At 43.0% G+C, this 18,183-nt stretch carries 14 protein-coding genes; 10 read left to right on the top strand and 4 right to left on the bottom strand.

The genetic code is table 11. The features are described 5' to 3' along the window. Positions 1–3 precede the first annotated feature (3 nt). From DUN60_RS11005 to DUN60_RS10985, 5 genes are read left to right on the top strand one after another with little or no spacing between them, the layout of a single operon-like run. Positions 4–975, top strand: coding sequence for a type II secretion system F family protein (locus DUN60_RS11005; RefSeq protein WP_017080031.1), 972 nt, complete (start codon positions 4–6; stop codon positions 973–975). Further along, positions 972–1,973: a tetratricopeptide repeat protein gene (locus tag DUN60_RS11000; protein WP_114633952.1), complete on the top strand. Its 1,002-nt coding sequence runs from the start codon at positions 972–974 to the stop codon at positions 1,971–1,973. Before DUN60_RS11005 ends, DUN60_RS11000 begins: the two co-directional genes overlap by 4 nt. 21 nt (positions 1,974–1,994) lie before the next feature. Beyond that, complete coding sequence (locus DUN60_RS10995; protein ID WP_208638342.1) at positions 1,995–3,773, top strand: hypothetical protein; 1,779 nt, start codon at positions 1,995–1,997, stop codon at positions 3,771–3,773. Next, positions 3,770–4,699 carry a glycosyltransferase family 2 protein gene (locus tag DUN60_RS10990; RefSeq protein WP_114633951.1) on the top strand — a complete coding sequence of 310 codons (930 nt, stop codon included), beginning with the start codon at positions 3,770–3,772 and terminating at the stop codon, positions 4,697–4,699. The genes DUN60_RS10995 and DUN60_RS10990 overlap by 4 nt, the downstream gene beginning before the upstream one ends. Positions 4,700–4,708: 9 nt before the next feature. Beyond that, positions 4,709–5,428 (top strand): class I SAM-dependent methyltransferase, encoded by a 720-nt coding sequence (locus DUN60_RS10985; protein WP_114633950.1) that lies wholly within the window; start codon positions 4,709–4,711, stop codon positions 5,426–5,428. Between the two features lie 48 nt (positions 5,429–5,476). Here the strand turns inward: DUN60_RS10985 and chrA are convergent, their stop codons facing one another. Next, a complete protein-coding gene (gene chrA / locus DUN60_RS10980; RefSeq protein WP_114633949.1) occupies positions 5,477–6,619 on the bottom strand; it encodes a chromate efflux transporter in 1,143 nt (380 codons plus the stop codon). Positions 6,620–6,719: 100 nt separating this feature from the next. Here chrA and DUN60_RS10975 point away from each other — a divergent pair, with 100 nt between their 5' ends. Continuing rightward, positions 6,720–7,646 carry a LysR family transcriptional regulator gene (locus tag DUN60_RS10975; protein WP_004734443.1) on the top strand — a complete coding sequence of 309 codons (927 nt, stop codon included), beginning with the start codon at positions 6,720–6,722 and terminating at the stop codon, positions 7,644–7,646. 235 nt (positions 7,647–7,881) lie between these two features. Here the strand turns inward: DUN60_RS10975 and DUN60_RS10970 are convergent, their stop codons facing one another. After that, positions 7,882–8,955, bottom strand: coding sequence for a LacI family DNA-binding transcriptional regulator (locus DUN60_RS10970; RefSeq protein ID WP_114633948.1), 1,074 nt, complete (start codon positions 8,953–8,955; stop codon positions 7,882–7,884). Between the two features lie 249 nt (positions 8,956–9,204). Here DUN60_RS10970 and DUN60_RS10965 point away from each other — a divergent pair, with 249 nt between their 5' ends. After that, a complete protein-coding gene (locus DUN60_RS10965) occupies positions 9,205–11,370 on the top strand; it encodes an alpha-galactosidase (protein WP_114633947.1) in 2,166 nt (721 codons plus the stop codon). Positions 11,371–11,471: 101 nt separating this feature from the next. Continuing rightward, positions 11,472–13,169 (top strand): solute:sodium symporter family transporter, encoded by a 1,698-nt coding sequence (locus tag DUN60_RS10960; protein WP_017080747.1) that lies wholly within the window; start codon positions 11,472–11,474, stop codon positions 13,167–13,169. Between the two features lie 174 nt (positions 13,170–13,343). Here DUN60_RS10960 and DUN60_RS10955 read toward each other — a convergent pair whose 3' ends face one another. Beyond that, positions 13,344–14,684: an MATE family efflux transporter gene (locus DUN60_RS10955; RefSeq protein ID WP_017080040.1), complete on the bottom strand. Its 1,341-nt coding sequence runs from the start codon at positions 14,682–14,684 to the stop codon at positions 13,344–13,346. A 283-nt stretch (positions 14,685–14,967) separates the two neighbouring features. Further along, on the bottom strand, positions 14,968–16,050 hold the full coding sequence (locus tag DUN60_RS10950; protein WP_114633946.1) for an ABC transporter ATP-binding protein: 1,083 nt from the start codon (positions 16,048–16,050) through the stop codon (positions 14,968–14,970). A 296-nt stretch (positions 16,051–16,346) separates the two neighbouring features. On the opposite strand from DUN60_RS10950, the gene DUN60_RS10945 reads away from it, so the two are divergent. Further along, entirely contained in the window at positions 16,347–17,267 is a 921-nt protein-coding gene (locus DUN60_RS10945; protein WP_004734436.1) for a carbohydrate ABC transporter permease, read from the top strand. Further along, entirely contained in the window at positions 17,267–18,118 is an 852-nt protein-coding gene (locus DUN60_RS10940) for a carbohydrate ABC transporter permease (RefSeq protein WP_004734435.1), read from the top strand. The genes DUN60_RS10945 and DUN60_RS10940 overlap by 1 nt, the downstream gene beginning before the upstream one ends. Positions 18,119–18,183: the final 65 nt, after the last annotated feature.

The raw sequence follows: 18,183 nt of genomic DNA, 5'->3' as shown, positions 1-18,183 counted from the left end.
CCTATGGAATTATTAAATATTGAAGTTTGGAAGCAGATGTTAGCAGACTTTGGAGTTAGCTCTCAGATGGTTATCTATTCGATGATTTTGCTTACAACAGTCTTGTTAACACTAACGCTTGGATTTCTATTTTTAGGAGCTCGTTCTCCTTTGGACAAGAAACTGAGACAGATATCAGAAGACGGGGCACCGACTGGCAGAAAACCATACGACTTTTCCAATACGTTAGAATCATTAAGCCCTTTTATAAGTAAAGGTAATAAAAAAGATAATGAAACTTACTCGGAAAAGTTGATGCATGCCGGGTTCCATGAGAAGAGTTCGTTATCGGTTTTCTATGCGTTGAAGGTTTTATCTAGCTTGATAGGTATCGTCGCGGGCTTTATGGTTTATTACATAGCGTTGGGCGGAGATTATAATAATTTACTCATCATGACCTGTGTTTTTCTTGGCACATTCACACCTAATATTATTCTAAGTAAGCTACAAAAAGAGCGTCAGAAAAAAATCAGAAACGGCGTCCCTGATGCGCTTGATCTTCTTGTTGTATGTACTGAATCAGGACTTGGCTTTAATGCAGCTCTTGGACGTGTTGCATCAGAACTCTATATTTCTCAGCCGGAGCTTGCGGATGAACTAGAGACTGTGTTTGCCAAAATCCAAGCTGGCGTCACTATGCCTGATGCGCTTAGGCAGCTTATTGAACGAACCGGTTTAGTCGAATTGGAAGGTTTGGTTTCTTTGCTTTCTCATGCATCGAGAATGGGCGGAAGTTTAGCGCAAACGCTCCGTGACTATACCGAAGACTTTAGAGATAAGCGTCAGCAAGCCGCTGAAGAAATCGCGGCGAAAATACCGACTAAAATGTTATTTCCCATGTTGATATTTATTTGGCCTTGCTTTTTCATTGTTGCACTTGGCCCTGGACTCTTGATTGTAATGGACGCATTAAGTGCGCCGGGAGCAAGTTTATGATTTTCTACAATAAGTTTCTTCTTCTTTTATTGCCAGTTTTGCTATTCGGTTGTGCTTCTTCTGATGAACCAACTAATCAATTTGATGCAGAATTGTATTCCGGTAAGCCAATCGATACTTTAACTAGCGATGAGCCACCTCTTAATGAGAAAGAAGCAATTATGCGCGGTGACATTGCTCTGCGAGACAACAACATAGACTTGGCGTTGTATGAATACATACGCTCTTTGTCTTTCCCTGAAAAAGAGTTTCACGATAAAACCCTGTTCACTATTGGCCAAATACATTCATCTCGCGGTAATTATGCGTTGGCCGAGAGAGCTTACCTTGCTGCGCTAGATTTTAACCCTGCCCACACAGAAGTGTTGGAGCAGTTAGGCGTTCTATACACCAAACAACGTCGCACAGATGAAGGACGTAGTTATTTCTTTAAAGCGATTAATTCAGACCAAGTTCGTTTAAAAAGCAGTGAAACTATCCAAAACTACCAAGCATTGAACCAAAGTGAAGTGGCCAGTTTGAAGGTCGATAGTATGTCTCCAGCGCTAGCTTATATGGGAATTGGTGTATTGGAAGATGTTGACGGAAAGCATCAGATCGCACAAGAGTACTTTAAAAAATCACTGACGATAGATAAAAGCTCAGTCAAAGCTTTGTTGAATATGGGCTACTCTCATTATATGTACGGTAACTACAAGGAAGCGTATCAGTACACGCGTTCAGCTTTAGAGTTAGAGCCGAATAATGAAAAAGCTCAGAATAATCTGGCGCTTATTTATTTAGCTTCTGGGGATATTAAGAAGGCAACCAACGTGTTCATGAGGCATATGGATGCACCGGAAGCGTTGAATAATGTTGGATATTTCCTGATCTTACAAGGAAAACCTGATCAGGCGGTTCCATATTTACAACAAGCTATCGATAAAAAATCATCTTATTACAAAGTAGCAAATGAAAACTTAAACAGAGCGTTAGCAGAAGTGAGAGAGATGGAATAGTAATAATTTGACTTTGGCTCAATGAAAAGGATATTCATATTGCCTAAAAATGAGAGTTTTAACAAAGATATCGTTGTTATTTCTGCAATTTGGCTAGTTTGTGCCATCGCGATATTTATTTACAAGTGGGAAAGCGTTTCAATACTCAACCTGAATGATAATGACGATTATATGCGTTTTGTTCAGTTTCAAGAGTGGATGAAGAATGGTCATTGGTATCTTGAACCGATGAGTAACTTTAATCCCGCTGATGGTATTATAATCCATTGGTCTCGCTTCCCTGACCTAATGTTATCGCTAGTCGCTTTTCCACTATTACTAGTCGCCGATGATAGTGTTGCGTATACGATTTCAATATCGATTGTTCCATTACTTTATTTACTGATTTTTGCATTGTCATGCTTTTATTTAAGTGAACATTTATTCGGCGACAAATATCGTTTTATTAGCATGATGTTTGCTATCTCCTCCCCTTCAATTATTCACTTCTTACCGGGTTCTATTGACCATCATAATATTCAGCTTATCTTTGCAGCCCTATTTTTAGCTTTAACACCTGTGAATCATCGCCAGATGAATCACTCATGGCGTGTTTATGCTCAATCAATTATCCTGTCTTTATCGTTGTGGACTGGTTTAGATAATGTATTGTTATTTATGTTTTTCTTCGCTATTTACACCGTGTATTGCGGTCTTGTTCGCCACGAGTGGTTTAGTTATGTTTCTAAGTTGTATGCGAGTTCTGCTTTATTTAGCGCTTGTGCGGTTTTATTAAACCGGCCTTACGATGAGTTTCTTGCTTTTAAGTACGACGAAATATCATTTGTTCTCATTATTCTTTTCTTTTGTGGTTGGCTCTTTGTTAATACTTACCATAGATTCATTAATGAAGGTAAGAAGCTGTTGCAAAAAGCCTTGTTGTTCGTTTTTCTGGGCATTTTATTTTTAATCCCGGTTGGAGTGCTTTATCCGTCACTCAGCAGTGCTTTGTTGATTGATTACCCTCCGATTCTAAAATTTTATTGGCTTGACCAAGTTACAGAAGCAAAATCGATCGCTAGATACATCACGAGTCACGGTTTTTTCTCTATAGAGAATTATGCTTTACTCGTTGTTCCAGCCACGTTGTACCCACTTTTTAAGAATAAAAACGACCATTGCACAATTTTGTATCTCATTTTTCTGTTTAATCTAGCCCTTGCGATTTTTTGGCAGATTAGGGTCATGAGATTGTGCTTTGTGTTAGCTGCTCCTCTTCAAGCATATGTTGTTCTGCAGTTGTCAGATTACATTCGCTCTTCAATCTTAAAAGCTACAGTCATTTTTTCTGGCGCACCGTTAGCTGTAGCATTTGTCATTCTCGCTTTGTCGCCAACAGAGGAAATTACAACTACTCTTGATGAAGAGAAAGAATCGCTGAATATCTATAAAGTACTAAAAGATAACGATATCAACTCACAAACCATTCTCTCTGGAATAGAAACTGGTGCTCCTGTATTAGCAAAGACAAATAACAGCATTATTGCCGCTCCTTATCATCGAAATATTGTCGGGAATAGGTTTCTTATTGAGGTGATGCTAGAGGAAGATCTCGGGTTAGTTGAAAGGAAGATTATAGATAAAAGCGTAGATATTATTGTTGTTGGCAATGATCCTCATTTATTGATTCTAAAGGGTTCGGCGGGAGATGAGGCGTTTATCAATAAATTATACAGCTCAGATACTCCAACTTGGTTGGAGGTTGTGCACGACAACATTGAAAGCGGTTACCGAGTCTTTAGAGTTAGGGGGAGTTCATGAAAAACCAAACCATTGCCGTGTTACTCCCGTGCTATAACGAAGCAGGTGCGGTCGGAAAAACGGTCATTTCTTTTCAACAAGCTTTACCTAATTCTACTATTTATGTGTATGACAACAATTCAACTGACAACACGATAGAAGAGGCGATGCAAGCAGGTGCTATTGTTCGACATGAGTCTCGTCAAGGGAAGGGAGAAGTCGTTAGGCGCATGTTCTCTGATGTTGAGGCTGATATTTACGTGATGGCAGATGGTGATGACACTTACGATGCGTCTATATGTCCGGCTTTGATCGAGCAATTAAATAATGAAAAGCTCGATATGATTATTGGAAGCCGAGAGCGCTCTTCAGGTGCGTATCCTAAAGGGCATATCTTCGGCAATAAAATGTTCTCCTCACTTATCAATCGGGGATTTAACGCCCAATTAAGTGATGTTTTTTCGGGTTATCGGATTATGAGTCGCCGGTTTGTGAAATCAGTCCCGATTTTTAGTGATGGTTTTCAAATTGAAACCGAACTCACCGTGCATGCATTACATCATAATATGTCCATTAAAGAAGTCTCAACTCAGTACCAATCTAGGCCGGAAGGAACAGCTAGCAAATTGAATACATTGAGTGATGGTCTGAAGATCCTCAACTTTATCTTGTTCTTATTGAGAGATGTGAAGCCGATGTTTTTCTTTGGCGTATTGTCTGTGTTGTTTTGTGTCATCTCATTGAGCTTGGGGATTCCCGTTATTTTAGATTTTGTTGATACCGGGCTGGTAGAAAGGGTGCCAACTGCGATTTTGTCTAGCTCGATTGCATTAATTGCGGTGATGTCTTTTTTCTGTGGATTGATACTCGACAACGTGTCACGAGGTCGGCGAGAGATGCGAATTCTTTCTATATTAAGATGCAGTAATAACAAACCATTGGAATAGGATTCTGGTATGAGAATAAGCAAGGATGAAGATAAGGAATGGCTAGATTATTTGTCTCGTTTCAGTGATGAATACGATGAACGAGTTTATGAGAGCAATACCACGGGGTATGTGATGAGGGCTGGTCATATTGCGTGTGAAAGACCATTCGGAGAAGATAAGCATTTCCCCAAAGTATTAGAGGTAGGTTCTGGAACTGGTGAACACTTATTGCATGTTAAACACACCTTCGATGAATACATTGTTAGTGATGGTGATGCATCAGCACTCGAAGTAGCAGATAAGCAACTCAGTCGTATCAATTCTTATGACAAACTCATTTTTAACGTAACTAATGCTTGTGAGTTAGATTTTGAAAGCAACAGTTTCGATCGCGTGATCGCAACTCATATATTGGAGCACCTATACGAGCCTCATTTGGTGATCAAAGAGTGGTTACGAGTGTTAAAACCAGGAGGCACTCTGTCTATTTTGATTCCTACCGATCCCGGAATTGCTTGGAAGGTCGGTCGTTATATGACGACAAGAAAACACGGTTTAAAAAAGGGGTGGAATTACGATTACATAATGGCGAGGGAACATGTTAATCCATGTAATAACCTAATTGCCTTTTTAAACTATTACCTTCCTGACAATCAAAACTCGTTTTGGCCGTTGAGCTTTGCCCCCCTTATCGACTGTAATTTATTCTTCAATTTTCATGGAATTAAAATTGTTTCTAAGCATTAGAGTAGGAAGCAGCAGTTAGCTTCCTACTCTAATGCTTAATGTTTAATGTTACAGGCCGGTAGCGGCACCAAATAACATGAATACCCCAACTAAACCTAGAATCGGCATCTTCACGGTCTTCAAGAGCCAAACACCAACAATGATCAGAGCGAAGTCTAAGCCGCTACTCACTGCACTTGTGAAGATGGGTTGGTATAGAGCCGCAAGTAATAAGCCGACTACAGCCGCATTCACACCTGTAAGCGCCCCAGCTACTAGAGGCTTACTCGCAATTGCCTGCCAGTTCTTCAGTACGCCCAGTAGCAATAAGAAGCCCGGTAAGAACACTGCAATTGTTGCGAGCAGTGCCCCTGTAATCGGTGCCGATGGCATTAACACATAACCGAGGTAAGTAGCTAACGTAAACATCGGGCCAGGAACCGCTTGCGCAGCAGCATAGCCTGTTAGGAAGGCATCTTGAGACAGTTGATCGCCAATACCATTTTGTAGCAGCGGAAGTACCACGTGGCCGCCACCGAATACCAAGCTGCCTGCTTGGTAGAACAAGCCAAATACTTCAATGCCTTGAGAGTAAGCACTGAATAGAGGCAGACCAACCAGTAAAGCAACGAAAATCACGAGTGGTGTTAACGATATCTTGTGCGTCGAAGGTGTTGTTTTTAATTCGTGTGAGGTTAAGAACTTACTGCCAACCATAGCAGCAAACAATAGAACTAATACCTGAGGCCAGATCCCCGGAATCAAAAGTAGAACAATTGCGGTTATCACACACAGTGCTGTTGCTATCTTTGATTGGCAAAAGTTTTTGTACATGCCGAAAGTGGCGTCAGCCACAACCACGACCGCGAGTAGCTTAAGTCCGTGGATGATTGAAATGAAAAGCGGTGCTTCCAACAACTGGTTGCTCACTAAGGCCAATATCAACATTAGGATGACAGAAGGGGAGGTGAAGCCTACAAATGCGGCAATCGCACCGGTTAAGCCACCTTTTTTATAACCAACCGCGAAGCCAACCTGACTTGAGCCTGGGCCCGGTAAAAATTGACTGAGGGCGACAATTTGCCCGTACTCTTCGTCGGATAACCAATTCAGTTTCTCAACAAAGGTTTTACGGAAGTAGCCAATATGTGCCGCTGGTCCACCAAAGCTAATCCAGCCAAGCCAGAAAAAGGTTTTAAAAATTGAAAGCATGATCGATTCCAGATAAATGTTTAGCGTAATTTAGGTGGAGTTGAACTATGATTCAAATTAATTGTTTTAATTATAACTATGAATAATATGGGATTGATTTGTGGCTGATTTTAACTGGAAAGGAATTGACCTTAACTTATTGATTGCACTGCAAGCTCTGTATAAAACAAACAGTGTTAGTAAGGCGGCAGAACGTTGTTATGTCAGCCAATCAGCGATGAGTCATAGCTTACAAAGACTGAGAAAGCTGTTTGATGACCCTTTGTTTGAGCGTGTCGGTAGTAAGATGGAAGCGACCGACCGAGCGATTGAATTATCAAGCACCGTCGATGCCTTACTCAATACCATTCAGTCAGAAGTACTGTTGTCTAAATCGTTTGATGTAGCAACTTATAAAGGCACTTGGAAGATCGGACTTACTGATTATGCAGAGCAGATGTTCGCTCCAATGTTGTTTGATCTGATTAAGCAATCTTCGCCTTATTCTCAAGTGACGTTATTCAATGTCAATCGAAGCAACTATCAACAAGTGTTTGAAGATGCCAAGCTCGATATCGCGATCGGTAGTTTTGGCGAGGTAGCAAAGCCTTATCGAACAAAGCATTTGTATACAGAGCAACATGTCTGTTTGTTCGATCAGTCGGTTTTATCTATTGAACAGCCAATGTCTTTAGAGCAGTTTGTGTCTGTAGAACATGCATTGGTTTCTCCTGCGGGGGCTCTAAAAACGGGTGTTGATATTCGATTGGCTGAGCTAGGTTTTAGTCGAAAAGTCGCTATATCTTCAAGTAACTTCTTGACAGTAAAACGATTAATTCGTGGTCGAGAGTTGTTGTGTATTGTTCCTCGGCTCGTGGCGCGTAATGATATTGATACCGAAGATACTTTACTGGCGGTGAAACCACCTATTGATGTTCCAGATTTTGATATACAGCTTGTCTACCGCAAGGCAAAGCATCTAGATGATAAAAATAAATTACTTAGAAAGTTGATTGCTAAAGCTATTTCATCTGTGATTAGTGAGTAAATTTATTAGCTGCGATTTGTCGTTAAGTTTGTCCAAATTATCCCTAAAAAAATCCGGTTAATTACCAGAACGTGACTATACTTAATTTACGACTCAAAGCAGTCGTAAAGAATAGGCTTTTTGATTTACCTAAGTAAAAAAATTGGTTATATCCTCATGATATAGCTTAAAAAACTACCAGGCTAAACGGACTTAGTTGGTCTTAAAGCGCTAGCTCCCCCTAGCGCTTTTTCTTTTATGTCGATTCTGGCAAAAGAGTCTGAATCCTTTTTAGCAGTTGCTCGATCTCTTGTTTTTCATAGTGAGCCGTTACCTTCGGTTGGCTGCTTTCTCTTGGGAGTAATGCCGTTTCGATATGGTGCTGCAGTAAGGCATCTTGTGAGTTGGCATTGAGCTTCTCTGCAAGTACCACAGCTTGTCGGCCAATCGTAGTGAAGTCCTGTTTGATGGTGGTCAGTGGTGGATTAAAAAACGCACTGTCGTCGATGCCATCAAAGCCGACGACCGCAACTTTGTCAGGGACTGGAATTTGCAGTTCTTGCAGAGCTCGTAAAGCCCCTAATGCCATCTGATCACTCGCCACCAACACGGCATCAAATACGGCTTGTTTAGCGACAGCTTCTCGAACGCCAAGATAACCACTTTCTGCTTGCCAGTTTCCTTGATATTGATACTGCACCTTACTCTCTGCATCTGATAACGCGGCTAACCAACTTTGGTGACGAATCTTTGAGGCGCTGGATTCGTTCGGACCAGTGATTAACAGGAAGTCCGTTCGTCCGCTCTCAAGTAGATGTTGAGCCGCCAGTTTTGCTCCTTCCGCATGATCACCGCAAACATAGTTCACTTGGCTGTTAGAGGGAACATCAATGAAGATAAGGTTGAGGTGCTGATATTGTTCCACTAACCATTCCGCATCGGCACTCTCTAAAGGCACATTCAGAATAATGCTGTCGACCTGTTGAGCCATCAGTTCACGAATAGCCTCACGGGTGTTCGCGAGATTAGGCTCGGAAACAACAGAGAAAGCGACGCCATAACTCATATCATGAGCCTGCATTCGCACGCCATTTGCGATCATTGCTGCGCCATGCAGTGCCATATCGAGAGTGACTAAGCCAACGCTGGTGGACTTGGCTCGACTGAGCATTTGAGCACCTTTATTGGGTACATAACCAAGTTGCTTTATAGCGGCGTTAACCTTGTTGCGGGTGGCTTCCGCGACATCTTGTGAGCCATTGGTTACTCGAGATACCGTCTGGGTAGATACCCCTGCCAGTTTTGCTACGTCTTTAAAGGTAATACTCATCGCTCTGCTCATCTAATATTTTAGAGTGAAATAAGACTACCGAAATTTACCCAACTAAACTCTGCTCACTCTCAAATAAATGTCTTTTAAAACATTGAAAATGTTTCCGGAAACAGTCGATCTTGTGCAAGTTTCAGCAACGAATAAGTGTTTTTAGATCACGTTATTTAGCCATTTTAGTACTAATTTCAATCTTCAAGTTCACTATTAATCTTAGTTTATGTTTACGAAAACAATATGAGATTGGCTATGAGCGAATTTATTCATCTAACAAGTAAAAACCACAGTTTGATCATCAAATCGGGCCGTGCTCCAGAGGTTCTTCACTGGGGGGCAAAGATCGCCAGTATTGATGAAGATCTTTTGTTATCAACCGAGAGACCGATCTCCCAAGCACGGCTTGATGTCGATGTGCCGCTTTCTCTTTGTCCTGAATTGGGTAGCGGTCATTTTAATGCGCCGGGAATAGAAGGGCATCGTGATGGTTTTGATTGGGCACCCGTTTTTAATACCGTCCGCGTAGAAGCGAATACAACTTACGTAGGTACGAAGGCTGAGCATGTAGGTGTAAAGACTGAACATATAGAAGGTCAGAATCAGCACGCCACTTTTGTTCTAGAAGACACCGTGTCTAAGCTTGAATTGACTGTCGAAATCAAACTGGATTATGAATCTGATGTGGTTCAAAAGCGCGTCACAGTAACTAACAAAGGGGACAGTAAATACTATTTAAATAAGCTGTCATCAACGTTGCCACTGCCAAACCACGCCAATGAATTGATGACGTTTCATGGTCGTTGGTGTCATGAATTCCAAACTCAGCGTCAGCGTTTTGAACACGGTGGCTTTATGCAAGAAAACCGTCGCGGTCGTACTTCACATGAAAACTTCCCAGGCATGTTTGCCGGTACGCAAGGTTTCTCAGAGCAACATGGTTTGGTTTGGGGATTTCATTTGGGTTGGAGCGGTAACCACCAAATGCGCGCGGATGTTCGTAGTGATGGTCGCCGTTTTGTACAAGCAGGAGAGTTATTGCTAGCGGGTGAATCGATTCTAGAACCTGAGAGTACTTACCAAACACCTTGGCTCTATGGCTGTTACAGCAATTCTGGTTTGAACGGTATTGCTCAGCGTTTTCAGCAGTTTGTTCGTGACAATATTATTCAATTCCCTACCGATAAGCCTCGCCCTGTGCATTTAAATACTTGGGAGGGGATCTACTTCGACCATAAACCTGACTACATCATGAAGATGGCAACGGAAGCGGGCGTGATGGGCGTTGAACGTTTCATTATTGATGATGGTTGGTTTGTGGGCCGTGATGGTGAACGTACCGCACTGGGCGACTGGTATTTGGATGAGGTGAAATATCCAAATGGCCTAGAACCTGTGATTGAACATGTAAACCAACAGGGTATGGAGTTTGGCCTTTGGGTTGAACCTGAGATGGTAAGCCAAGATTCTAATCTTTATCGAAACCATCCGGATTGGGTACTTGGTTTACAAGGGTATCATCAACCATCTGGTCGTTGGCAGTACGTGTTAGACCTACAAAATGAAGCGTGTTTTAACTACTTGTATGAACGCCTCAATGCGCTGCTGACTCGATACAACATCACTTACCTTAAGTGGGACATGAACCGAGAGTTGGTTCAACCGGGTCATCAAGGTAAGGCCGCGGTGCATGGTCAAACTAAAGCGCTATATCGCCTTGTTGATGAGTTGAATCGAGCGCACCCAGAAGTCGAAATTGAATCTTGTTCTTCGGGCGGCGGCCGTATCGATTTTGAAATTCTAAAACGAACCCATCGCTTCTGGGCATCGGATTGTAATGATGCCTTAGAACGCCAAGCCATTCAAAAAGGCATGAGTTACTTCTTCCCACCAGAGGTGATGGGCGCGCATATCGGCCCTGCAGAATGCCACTCAACAAATCGTCGTCACAGCATCAATATGCGTGGTGTAACCGCACTTATGGGGCACATGGGTGTTGAGCTTGACCCCGTTAAAGAGTCACCGGAAGAGAAACAAGCATTCTCACATTACATTTCACTGCATAAGCAATTTCGTCATGTTTTACATTCTGGCCGTAGTTTCCGAATGGATCCTTCGGACAAAAATCAGAACATTTATGGCGTTGAAAATGACGATGAAATGCTGATCACCGTGTGCCAATTAGCGATGCCTGAATATGCTCTGCCTTCGCCACTTCGTATTAGCTGCGTGAAAGACAACGCGATGTATCAAGTGAAGTTAGTGGACATGCCAAAAACCAGTTTCCAGTTGATGAAACAGCGCCCCCAATGGCTCGACAAAACGTTGACCCTGAGTGGCGATAACCTCAAGGAAATTGGATTGACCTTACCGATTCTAGACCCAGAGTCAGCCTTGATTGTTCATCTGAAAAAGATATGAAGCGCTAACTCTGAGTACCCCTACAAATAAAATTCTAAATATAAAAATATAATCGGCAGCGAGGAATTGCTGCCGCAATAACTAAACTTAAGGAAAACAAAATGTCTATTACAGTTCTGCTGTCATTCTTGTTATTTACTGGTTTTGTTGTCGCGTTTACCTACAACAAAGTTAAAAATGACAAGAACACCTCACAAGACGGTTTCTTTCTCGGCGGAAGAAGCTTAACCGGTGGTTTGATTGCCAGCTCCCTAATTTTAACCAACTTAAGCGCGACTAGCTTTGTTGGCATGAGCGCACAAGCTTATACCCACAATATGAGTGTCATGGGGTGGGAAGTGGCCTCAGGTGTCACTTTAGTCATCATCGCTCTGATGCTGGTACCGCGTTACCTGAAGCAAGGGATAACGACGATTCCAGACTTCTTAGAGAGCCGTTACGACATGTCGGTGAAGAAGTTTGTGACGTTACTTTTCTTGTGCCAGTACGTCATCAATATCTTGCCAACCACACTTTATGCCGGTGCCGTTGTTCTGGGAGAGATCTTTGATGTTCAAGCTCTGCTAAATATTTCAGAGTTTAGTTCAATAGCCCTTATTTCGGCGACGATTGGTCTACTTGGCTTCTTTTACGCGATTTATGGCGGCCTAAAAGCGGTTGTGATTGCGGATACGATTAATGGCGTAGGCCTGATTGTTGGCGGCATGATGATCCCCGTGTTTGGTTTGATGGTGTTGGGCGAGGGCAGCTTTGGTGCTGGCTTGGATATTCTGCTTTATGCAGCGCCAGAGAAACTGCAATCGGTTGGTACAGAGACTGATCCACTACCGTTCTCAACCTTGTTTACCGGTCTTCTACTTGTGAACCTTTACTACTGGGGTACGGATCAATCAATCATCCAGCGAGCGTTGGGTGCTAAGAACTTAAAAGAAGGTCAGAAAGGGGTGATTCTTGCTGGTGCGATTAAGGTTATCTCTCCGCTGTTCCTAATCATTCCAGGCATCATTGCATTCCACATGTTTGGCGCTGATGCCGGTAACCCTGACACCATGTACACGCGCTTGGTAAACGAAGTTTTGCCTAAGCCGTTGGTTGGCTTCTTTGTCGCGGTTATGTTTGGTGCCATCCTAAGTACATTTAATGGTGTGCTTAACAGTTCGACCACTCTATTCGCATTGAATGTCTACAAACCTTTGTTTGGCCAAGGTAAAACGGATGAAGAGCTGGTGGGTAAAGGCCGTATCTTTGGCGTTGTGATCGCGATTATCTCGGTATGTATCGCACCATTCATCATGTACGCACCAGAAGGTTTGTTCCAATACCTACAAATGGTAGCGGGATTCTTCAGTGTGCCAATCTTTACTATCGTGTTTGTGGGGTACATCTCTAAACGTGTGCCAGCTCTAGCGGCTAAAGTGGCATTGGTGGTATTTGTAAGTTCATACGCTGCGATGCAGTTAGTGTTCAAAACACCTATTCACTTCTTACACCAATTGGCGATTCTGTTTGTTGTATGTACAGCGCTGATGTTCATCATTGGCTACTTTATGCCACGTGAAGATGATTACGTGATGCCTGTGAATGAAAACATTGATGTCACGCCTTGGGCATTCCGTTTCGAAGCTTCGGCTATCATTCTCTACATGGTATTGGGTGCTTACGTGATGTTCTCTGATGTTGGTTTTGTCTCGGATGATCCAACCATCATGCAGGTGTACGGTGTGTGCGGCATTGTAATGTTAGTCGGTATTTTTGGCCGATTAGCAAAGCGTAAGAAAGCTCTTGAAGCTGCCGCATAACCTCCACTGAGCCTGCTATTCGTTCTTTTAAAATGAGCTTGATAAGTAAAAGGATCATAGTAGGCTAATAACTTTAAAGGCATCTCAATTGTAATGAATGAGATGCCTAACATATTGTTTTTATGATTGGTTACTGTCTGACTACTGACTACTGACTACTGACTACTTACAAATTCACAAAGAAAAACGAGTCCATTTCTTCGCTCGCCAGCGACGAACCATGATCAATCCGCGGAACCATTCGTCCATCGCGATTGCCATCCAAGCACCAAATACGCCATAACCCCAATGCACACCAAGTAAATAACTCATCGCAACGCCAATGCCCCACATGCTAAGAATGCCCATTTTGATAGGGAACTTAATATCGCCTGCGGCTTTTAAGCAAGAAATGAAAATTAGGTTAAACACGCGACCAGCTTCTAATAGTATCGAGCCTGCGATGAGTGCGGCAGTCAGTGCGATGATCTCTGGGTCTTGAGTGAATAAATCCAAAATCTCGAATCGGAAAATATAGACCACGCAGGTAATGGTGATAGAGGCGATAAAGCCTACTACAAAGTATCGTTGTACACGGTTGGCTATCTCATCTATCCAACCTTTACCTATGTAATAACCCGTTTGGATTTGGCTACCTTGGCCGATGGCTAAGGCAAAGGCAAAAGAGAGACGTGCGATGTTTTGTGCGTAAGTAAACGCGGCCAGCGAAGACGTTCCCATCTGAACCACAAAGAAGGTAATACTGATTTGCGCCATGTTGTAAGAGAGTACTTCTCCAGCATTCATAGAGCCGATCTTCATAATTTTTTGATAGATAGCTTTAGGCACCGATTTGAACTGTTTCATCGGTAGGTCAATGCCTTTGTTTCTTACGACACCGATTAAGATCAATAAGCCGATCACTTGGCTAATAACTGTCGCCGTTGCAACCCCTTGTACGCCGTACACTGGCAACCCGAAAGGTTGATAAAGTGCGCAGTAGTTGCCGAAGATGTTGATCACACCTGCAATCATGTTGATGACCATCGGTGATTTTGAATAGCCATGGCTGCGTAGAATCGTGGTGAGAACGACACCTATCGTGACATTAAAGGTGAGAGCACCACTGATAAACAGATACTCTTGAGCGTACTGTTCGACTTGAGCTTCCAGTTGGTAGAGCGGAATAAAATATTCAGCACCAAGAATCGCAATAATACTGAGTAACACACCGGTAATAATGGCCAAGATAATGCTCGCCACGCCCACGTGAGCGCTCTCTTGAGTGCGAGAAGCACCGTTGTATTGTGCGATTAGGATGCCTGTACCACTGCTGACCATGGTTGAGACGATGATCAGAAAAAAGGATATCTGAGAGATAACACCAACGGCAGACACGGCTTTGTCTGAGTACCCCGATAACATGAATACATCACTGGTGTTAAGTGCGGTTCTTAGAAGAACTTCGATAAAAATTGGCCAGGTGAGCGCAACGATTCCCATGCGTTTATTTAGGGTGGAATCAGCATTAGGCATTTAGGTTTTCTCAAAAAAAGGGGGAGGCGGCACTATAGTTTAGCCATTATTGAGTAAACGACTATCAAATTAATGTCCGGATAGCTATTAAGGGTAAATAAAGTTCGAATAAGCCTTCAGAGGCCAACATTTAGGTGTGAGTTATGAAACTTTTGAGAGATGTTTCATAACGTAAAGAGGAAGAAAGTGGAAGCGTTTAACTACTTCAAAGTGGCACAAGAAATGAGTTTGAAATGAAGCGGTAAAGCTAGCGACATCAAGCTAGCTCTACCGTTTTTAAAGCCTAGTTAATACGCTGACCTTCAGCATCAAATAGATGGCAATCTTTTGATGCGAAATTTAAATTGAGAGACTGATAGCGTGCGACTTCTTGATCCCCGGGTAGATGAACCTTGAAGCTATCAACACCACATGATTGGCCAAACATATAGGTACTGTTGCCCAATCGTTCTACCACTTCGCTCTGGAACTCAATCGTGATATCTGACTCGCCATTGATCTCCAAATGTTCTGGTCGAATACCAAGAGTCAATTTTTGTCCTTCGGCAAGGCCATCACTTGGCAATGGCAGAGTCATTTTATTAAGTCCATTGACGGTCAGTTGGGCATGAGTTTCTGAGGTGCTGTTCACGACACACGGTAAGAAGTTCATTTTCGGAGAGCCAATAAAGCCGGCCACAAACTCATTTTGTGGAGAATGATACAGTTCGAGAGGTGAACCGACTTGTTCTACTCGACCATCTCTCAGTACTACGATCTTGTCAGCAAGCGTCATTGCTTCGACCTGATCGTGCGTGACATAAATCATGGTATTTTGCAGATCTTGGTGCAATTTGGCGATTTGTAAGCGCATATCGACACGAAGTTCAGCATCTAAGTTTGATAAAGGTTCGTCGAATAAGAACACTCTTGGGTTACGAACAATTGCTCGACCGATAGCAACACGCTGACGTTGTCCACCCGAAAGTTCTTTAGGTTTACGTTTCAACAAAGGGTCTAGTTGAAGCGTTTTCGCTGCACTGGTGACTTGTTTCTCGACGACTTCTTTAGCAACACCGTTCATTTTCAGGCCAAAGCCCATGTTTTCTTCAACCGTCATATGCGGATAAAGGGCGTAGGACTGGAATACCATCGCGACACCACGCTCGGCAGGATCGACATCGTTAACCAGATCATCGCCAATATGGATCTCACCTTCAGTAATCTCTTCTAAGCCAGCAACTAAGCGTAAGAGAGTTGATTTACCGCAACCAGACGGCCCAACGAATACTACGAATTCGCCGTTACTTATTTCTAGATCAACACCATGGATCGTTTGAACATCACCATATCGTTTGATGACCTTTTTTAAGCTGATATCAGCCATGCTCTCTCCTTGCTTCGTTGGACTGCATCTCTTTGCCTTTAAAACATACGCTTTCATCAGAAATTTGTTAGGTGCCTCGTATGATTTATTGATCGTGGTCATATAAATTTGGCGATCTATACTGATTTTTGTGGAAACGTTTACAAAAATAAAACATAACTGTGCGCGATGTTATCAATAAGCCTAATATTTGAACGTAATTACTATAAATGCTGCGTTGCTCGATTAAATTTAGAAACCTAGGTGGAAATTAATCAAATAGTAAATGAAGCTTTTAATACAAGGAATTTCGGGAAATGGAGCAATCTGTGAAAACGATATACCCAGAAAATCGCATCCCATCGGCGAAAAAGAAAAGGCGCATTAGTTCTAAGGTGTCGCCTTGGCTGTTTTTGGCGCCAGCCATCGCTATCTTCTCTCTCTATGTTATCTACCCCATCTTGGACAGTATCTGGCTGAGCTTCTTTGAGTGGGATGGGTTAGGCGAAAAAGAGTGGGTGGGGCTTGAGAACTATCGCGAACTGTTTGATTCCGATGCATTCTACACATCGTTAACGAATAACTTCCTTTGGTTGATCTTCTTTATGCTCGCGCCACCTTGTGGCTTGGCGATTGCTCTTTTCTTAAACCAACAAGTGAAAGGCATTCGTGTCGTTAAATCCTTATTTTTCTTCCCCTTTGTTATCTCTCAAGTGGTGGTCGGCCTCGTATTTTCTTGGTTCTACGACCCCTCATTTGGCCTTTTCAATATGGTATTGGGTGCGTTCGGTTTTGAGCCCATATCAATACTCGCTGACGAAGATTATGTGACCTACGGAATCATTGCCGCTGGTCTATGGCCACAAATCTCTTACTGCATGATCTTGTATCTAACGGGGTTGAATAACCTCGACCCAGAGCAATTAGAAGCGGCGCGACTGGATGGCGCGAAGAAATGGCGCATGCTCTGGTATGTGGTGCTTCCTCAATTAAGACCCGCGACGTTTATTGCTGTGGTCGTGACTGTAATTGGTGCTCTTCGTTCTTTCGATTTAGTGGCAACCATGACGGCTGGTGGACCTTGGGGCAGCTCGACGGTACTGGCGTATCAAATGTATGAAGAGTCTATTTTTAACTATCGAATGGGTTACGGTGCGGCGGTTTCAGTGGTGCTGTTTCTGATTATGGATATCTATATCGCTTACTTCTTGTGGCGCATGTTAAGGAGCGAAAAATAATGTTTCCGCAACCAATTCAAAAAGCCGGTCGATTTACTAATATCAGCTACCGAGTCGCGTTACCTATCTCGATCGTGATGTGGTTGTTACCGCTTATCGCCGTGATGATGACGTCGATTCGTTCGATGGATGACATCAACAAAGGTAATTATTGGGGCTGGCCGAGCGAGATTCAGTTCATTGAGAACTACACCCAAGTTTTTACCTCGACCTCAATGGGGCAGTACTTAATCAATAGCTTGATCATCACACTGCCAGCGGTCGCAGGGGCTGTCGCTCTTTCGACTTTGGCTGGGTATGCCTTGGCGAAATACAACTTCAAAGCCAACGTTTGGATCTTTGCGATGTTTATCGCGGGCAACTTTGTTCCGTTCCAAATTTTGATGATTCCAGTGCGTGATTTAACCATTGGACTTGGCCTTTACGATACCCATTGGGCGCTGATTTTCTTTCATATCGCTTTTCAAGCCGGCTTTTGTACCCTGTTCATGCGTAACTTTATTGTTGGCATTCCCGATGCGTTAATTGAAGCGGCACGTGTCGAAGGGGTGAGTGAATGGAAAATATTCTGGCATGTGGTGCTGCCTTTGGTTCGCCCAGCTTTAGCGGCGTTAGCTGTATTGGTGTTTACCTTTATTTGGAACGATTTCTTCTGGGCACTAGTACTGGTTCAGAGTGATGACGTTCGTCCTGTAACTGCGGGTTTGAGCTCACTACAAGGCCAATGGCTGGCGTCTTGGCAGTTTATGTCGGCGGGTGCTGTAGTCGCGGCTATCCCACCGGTTGTGCTGTTTTTCACCATGCAAAAGCACTTTATCGCAGGTCTGACATTAGGTGCGACCAAAGGGTAAATAACGAGATAAGAATCGATACACGAATCTAGCAATAGCGACGGCTTTAGTCGTTATTGCTACCG

The organism is Vibrio splendidus, assembly GCF_003345295.1.
GTDB lineage: Bacteria > Pseudomonadota > Gammaproteobacteria > Enterobacterales > Vibrionaceae > Vibrio > Vibrio splendidus_K.
Note: the sequence above shows the minus strand (reverse complement) of the source record. Positions and strands in the feature narration are given on the sequence as shown.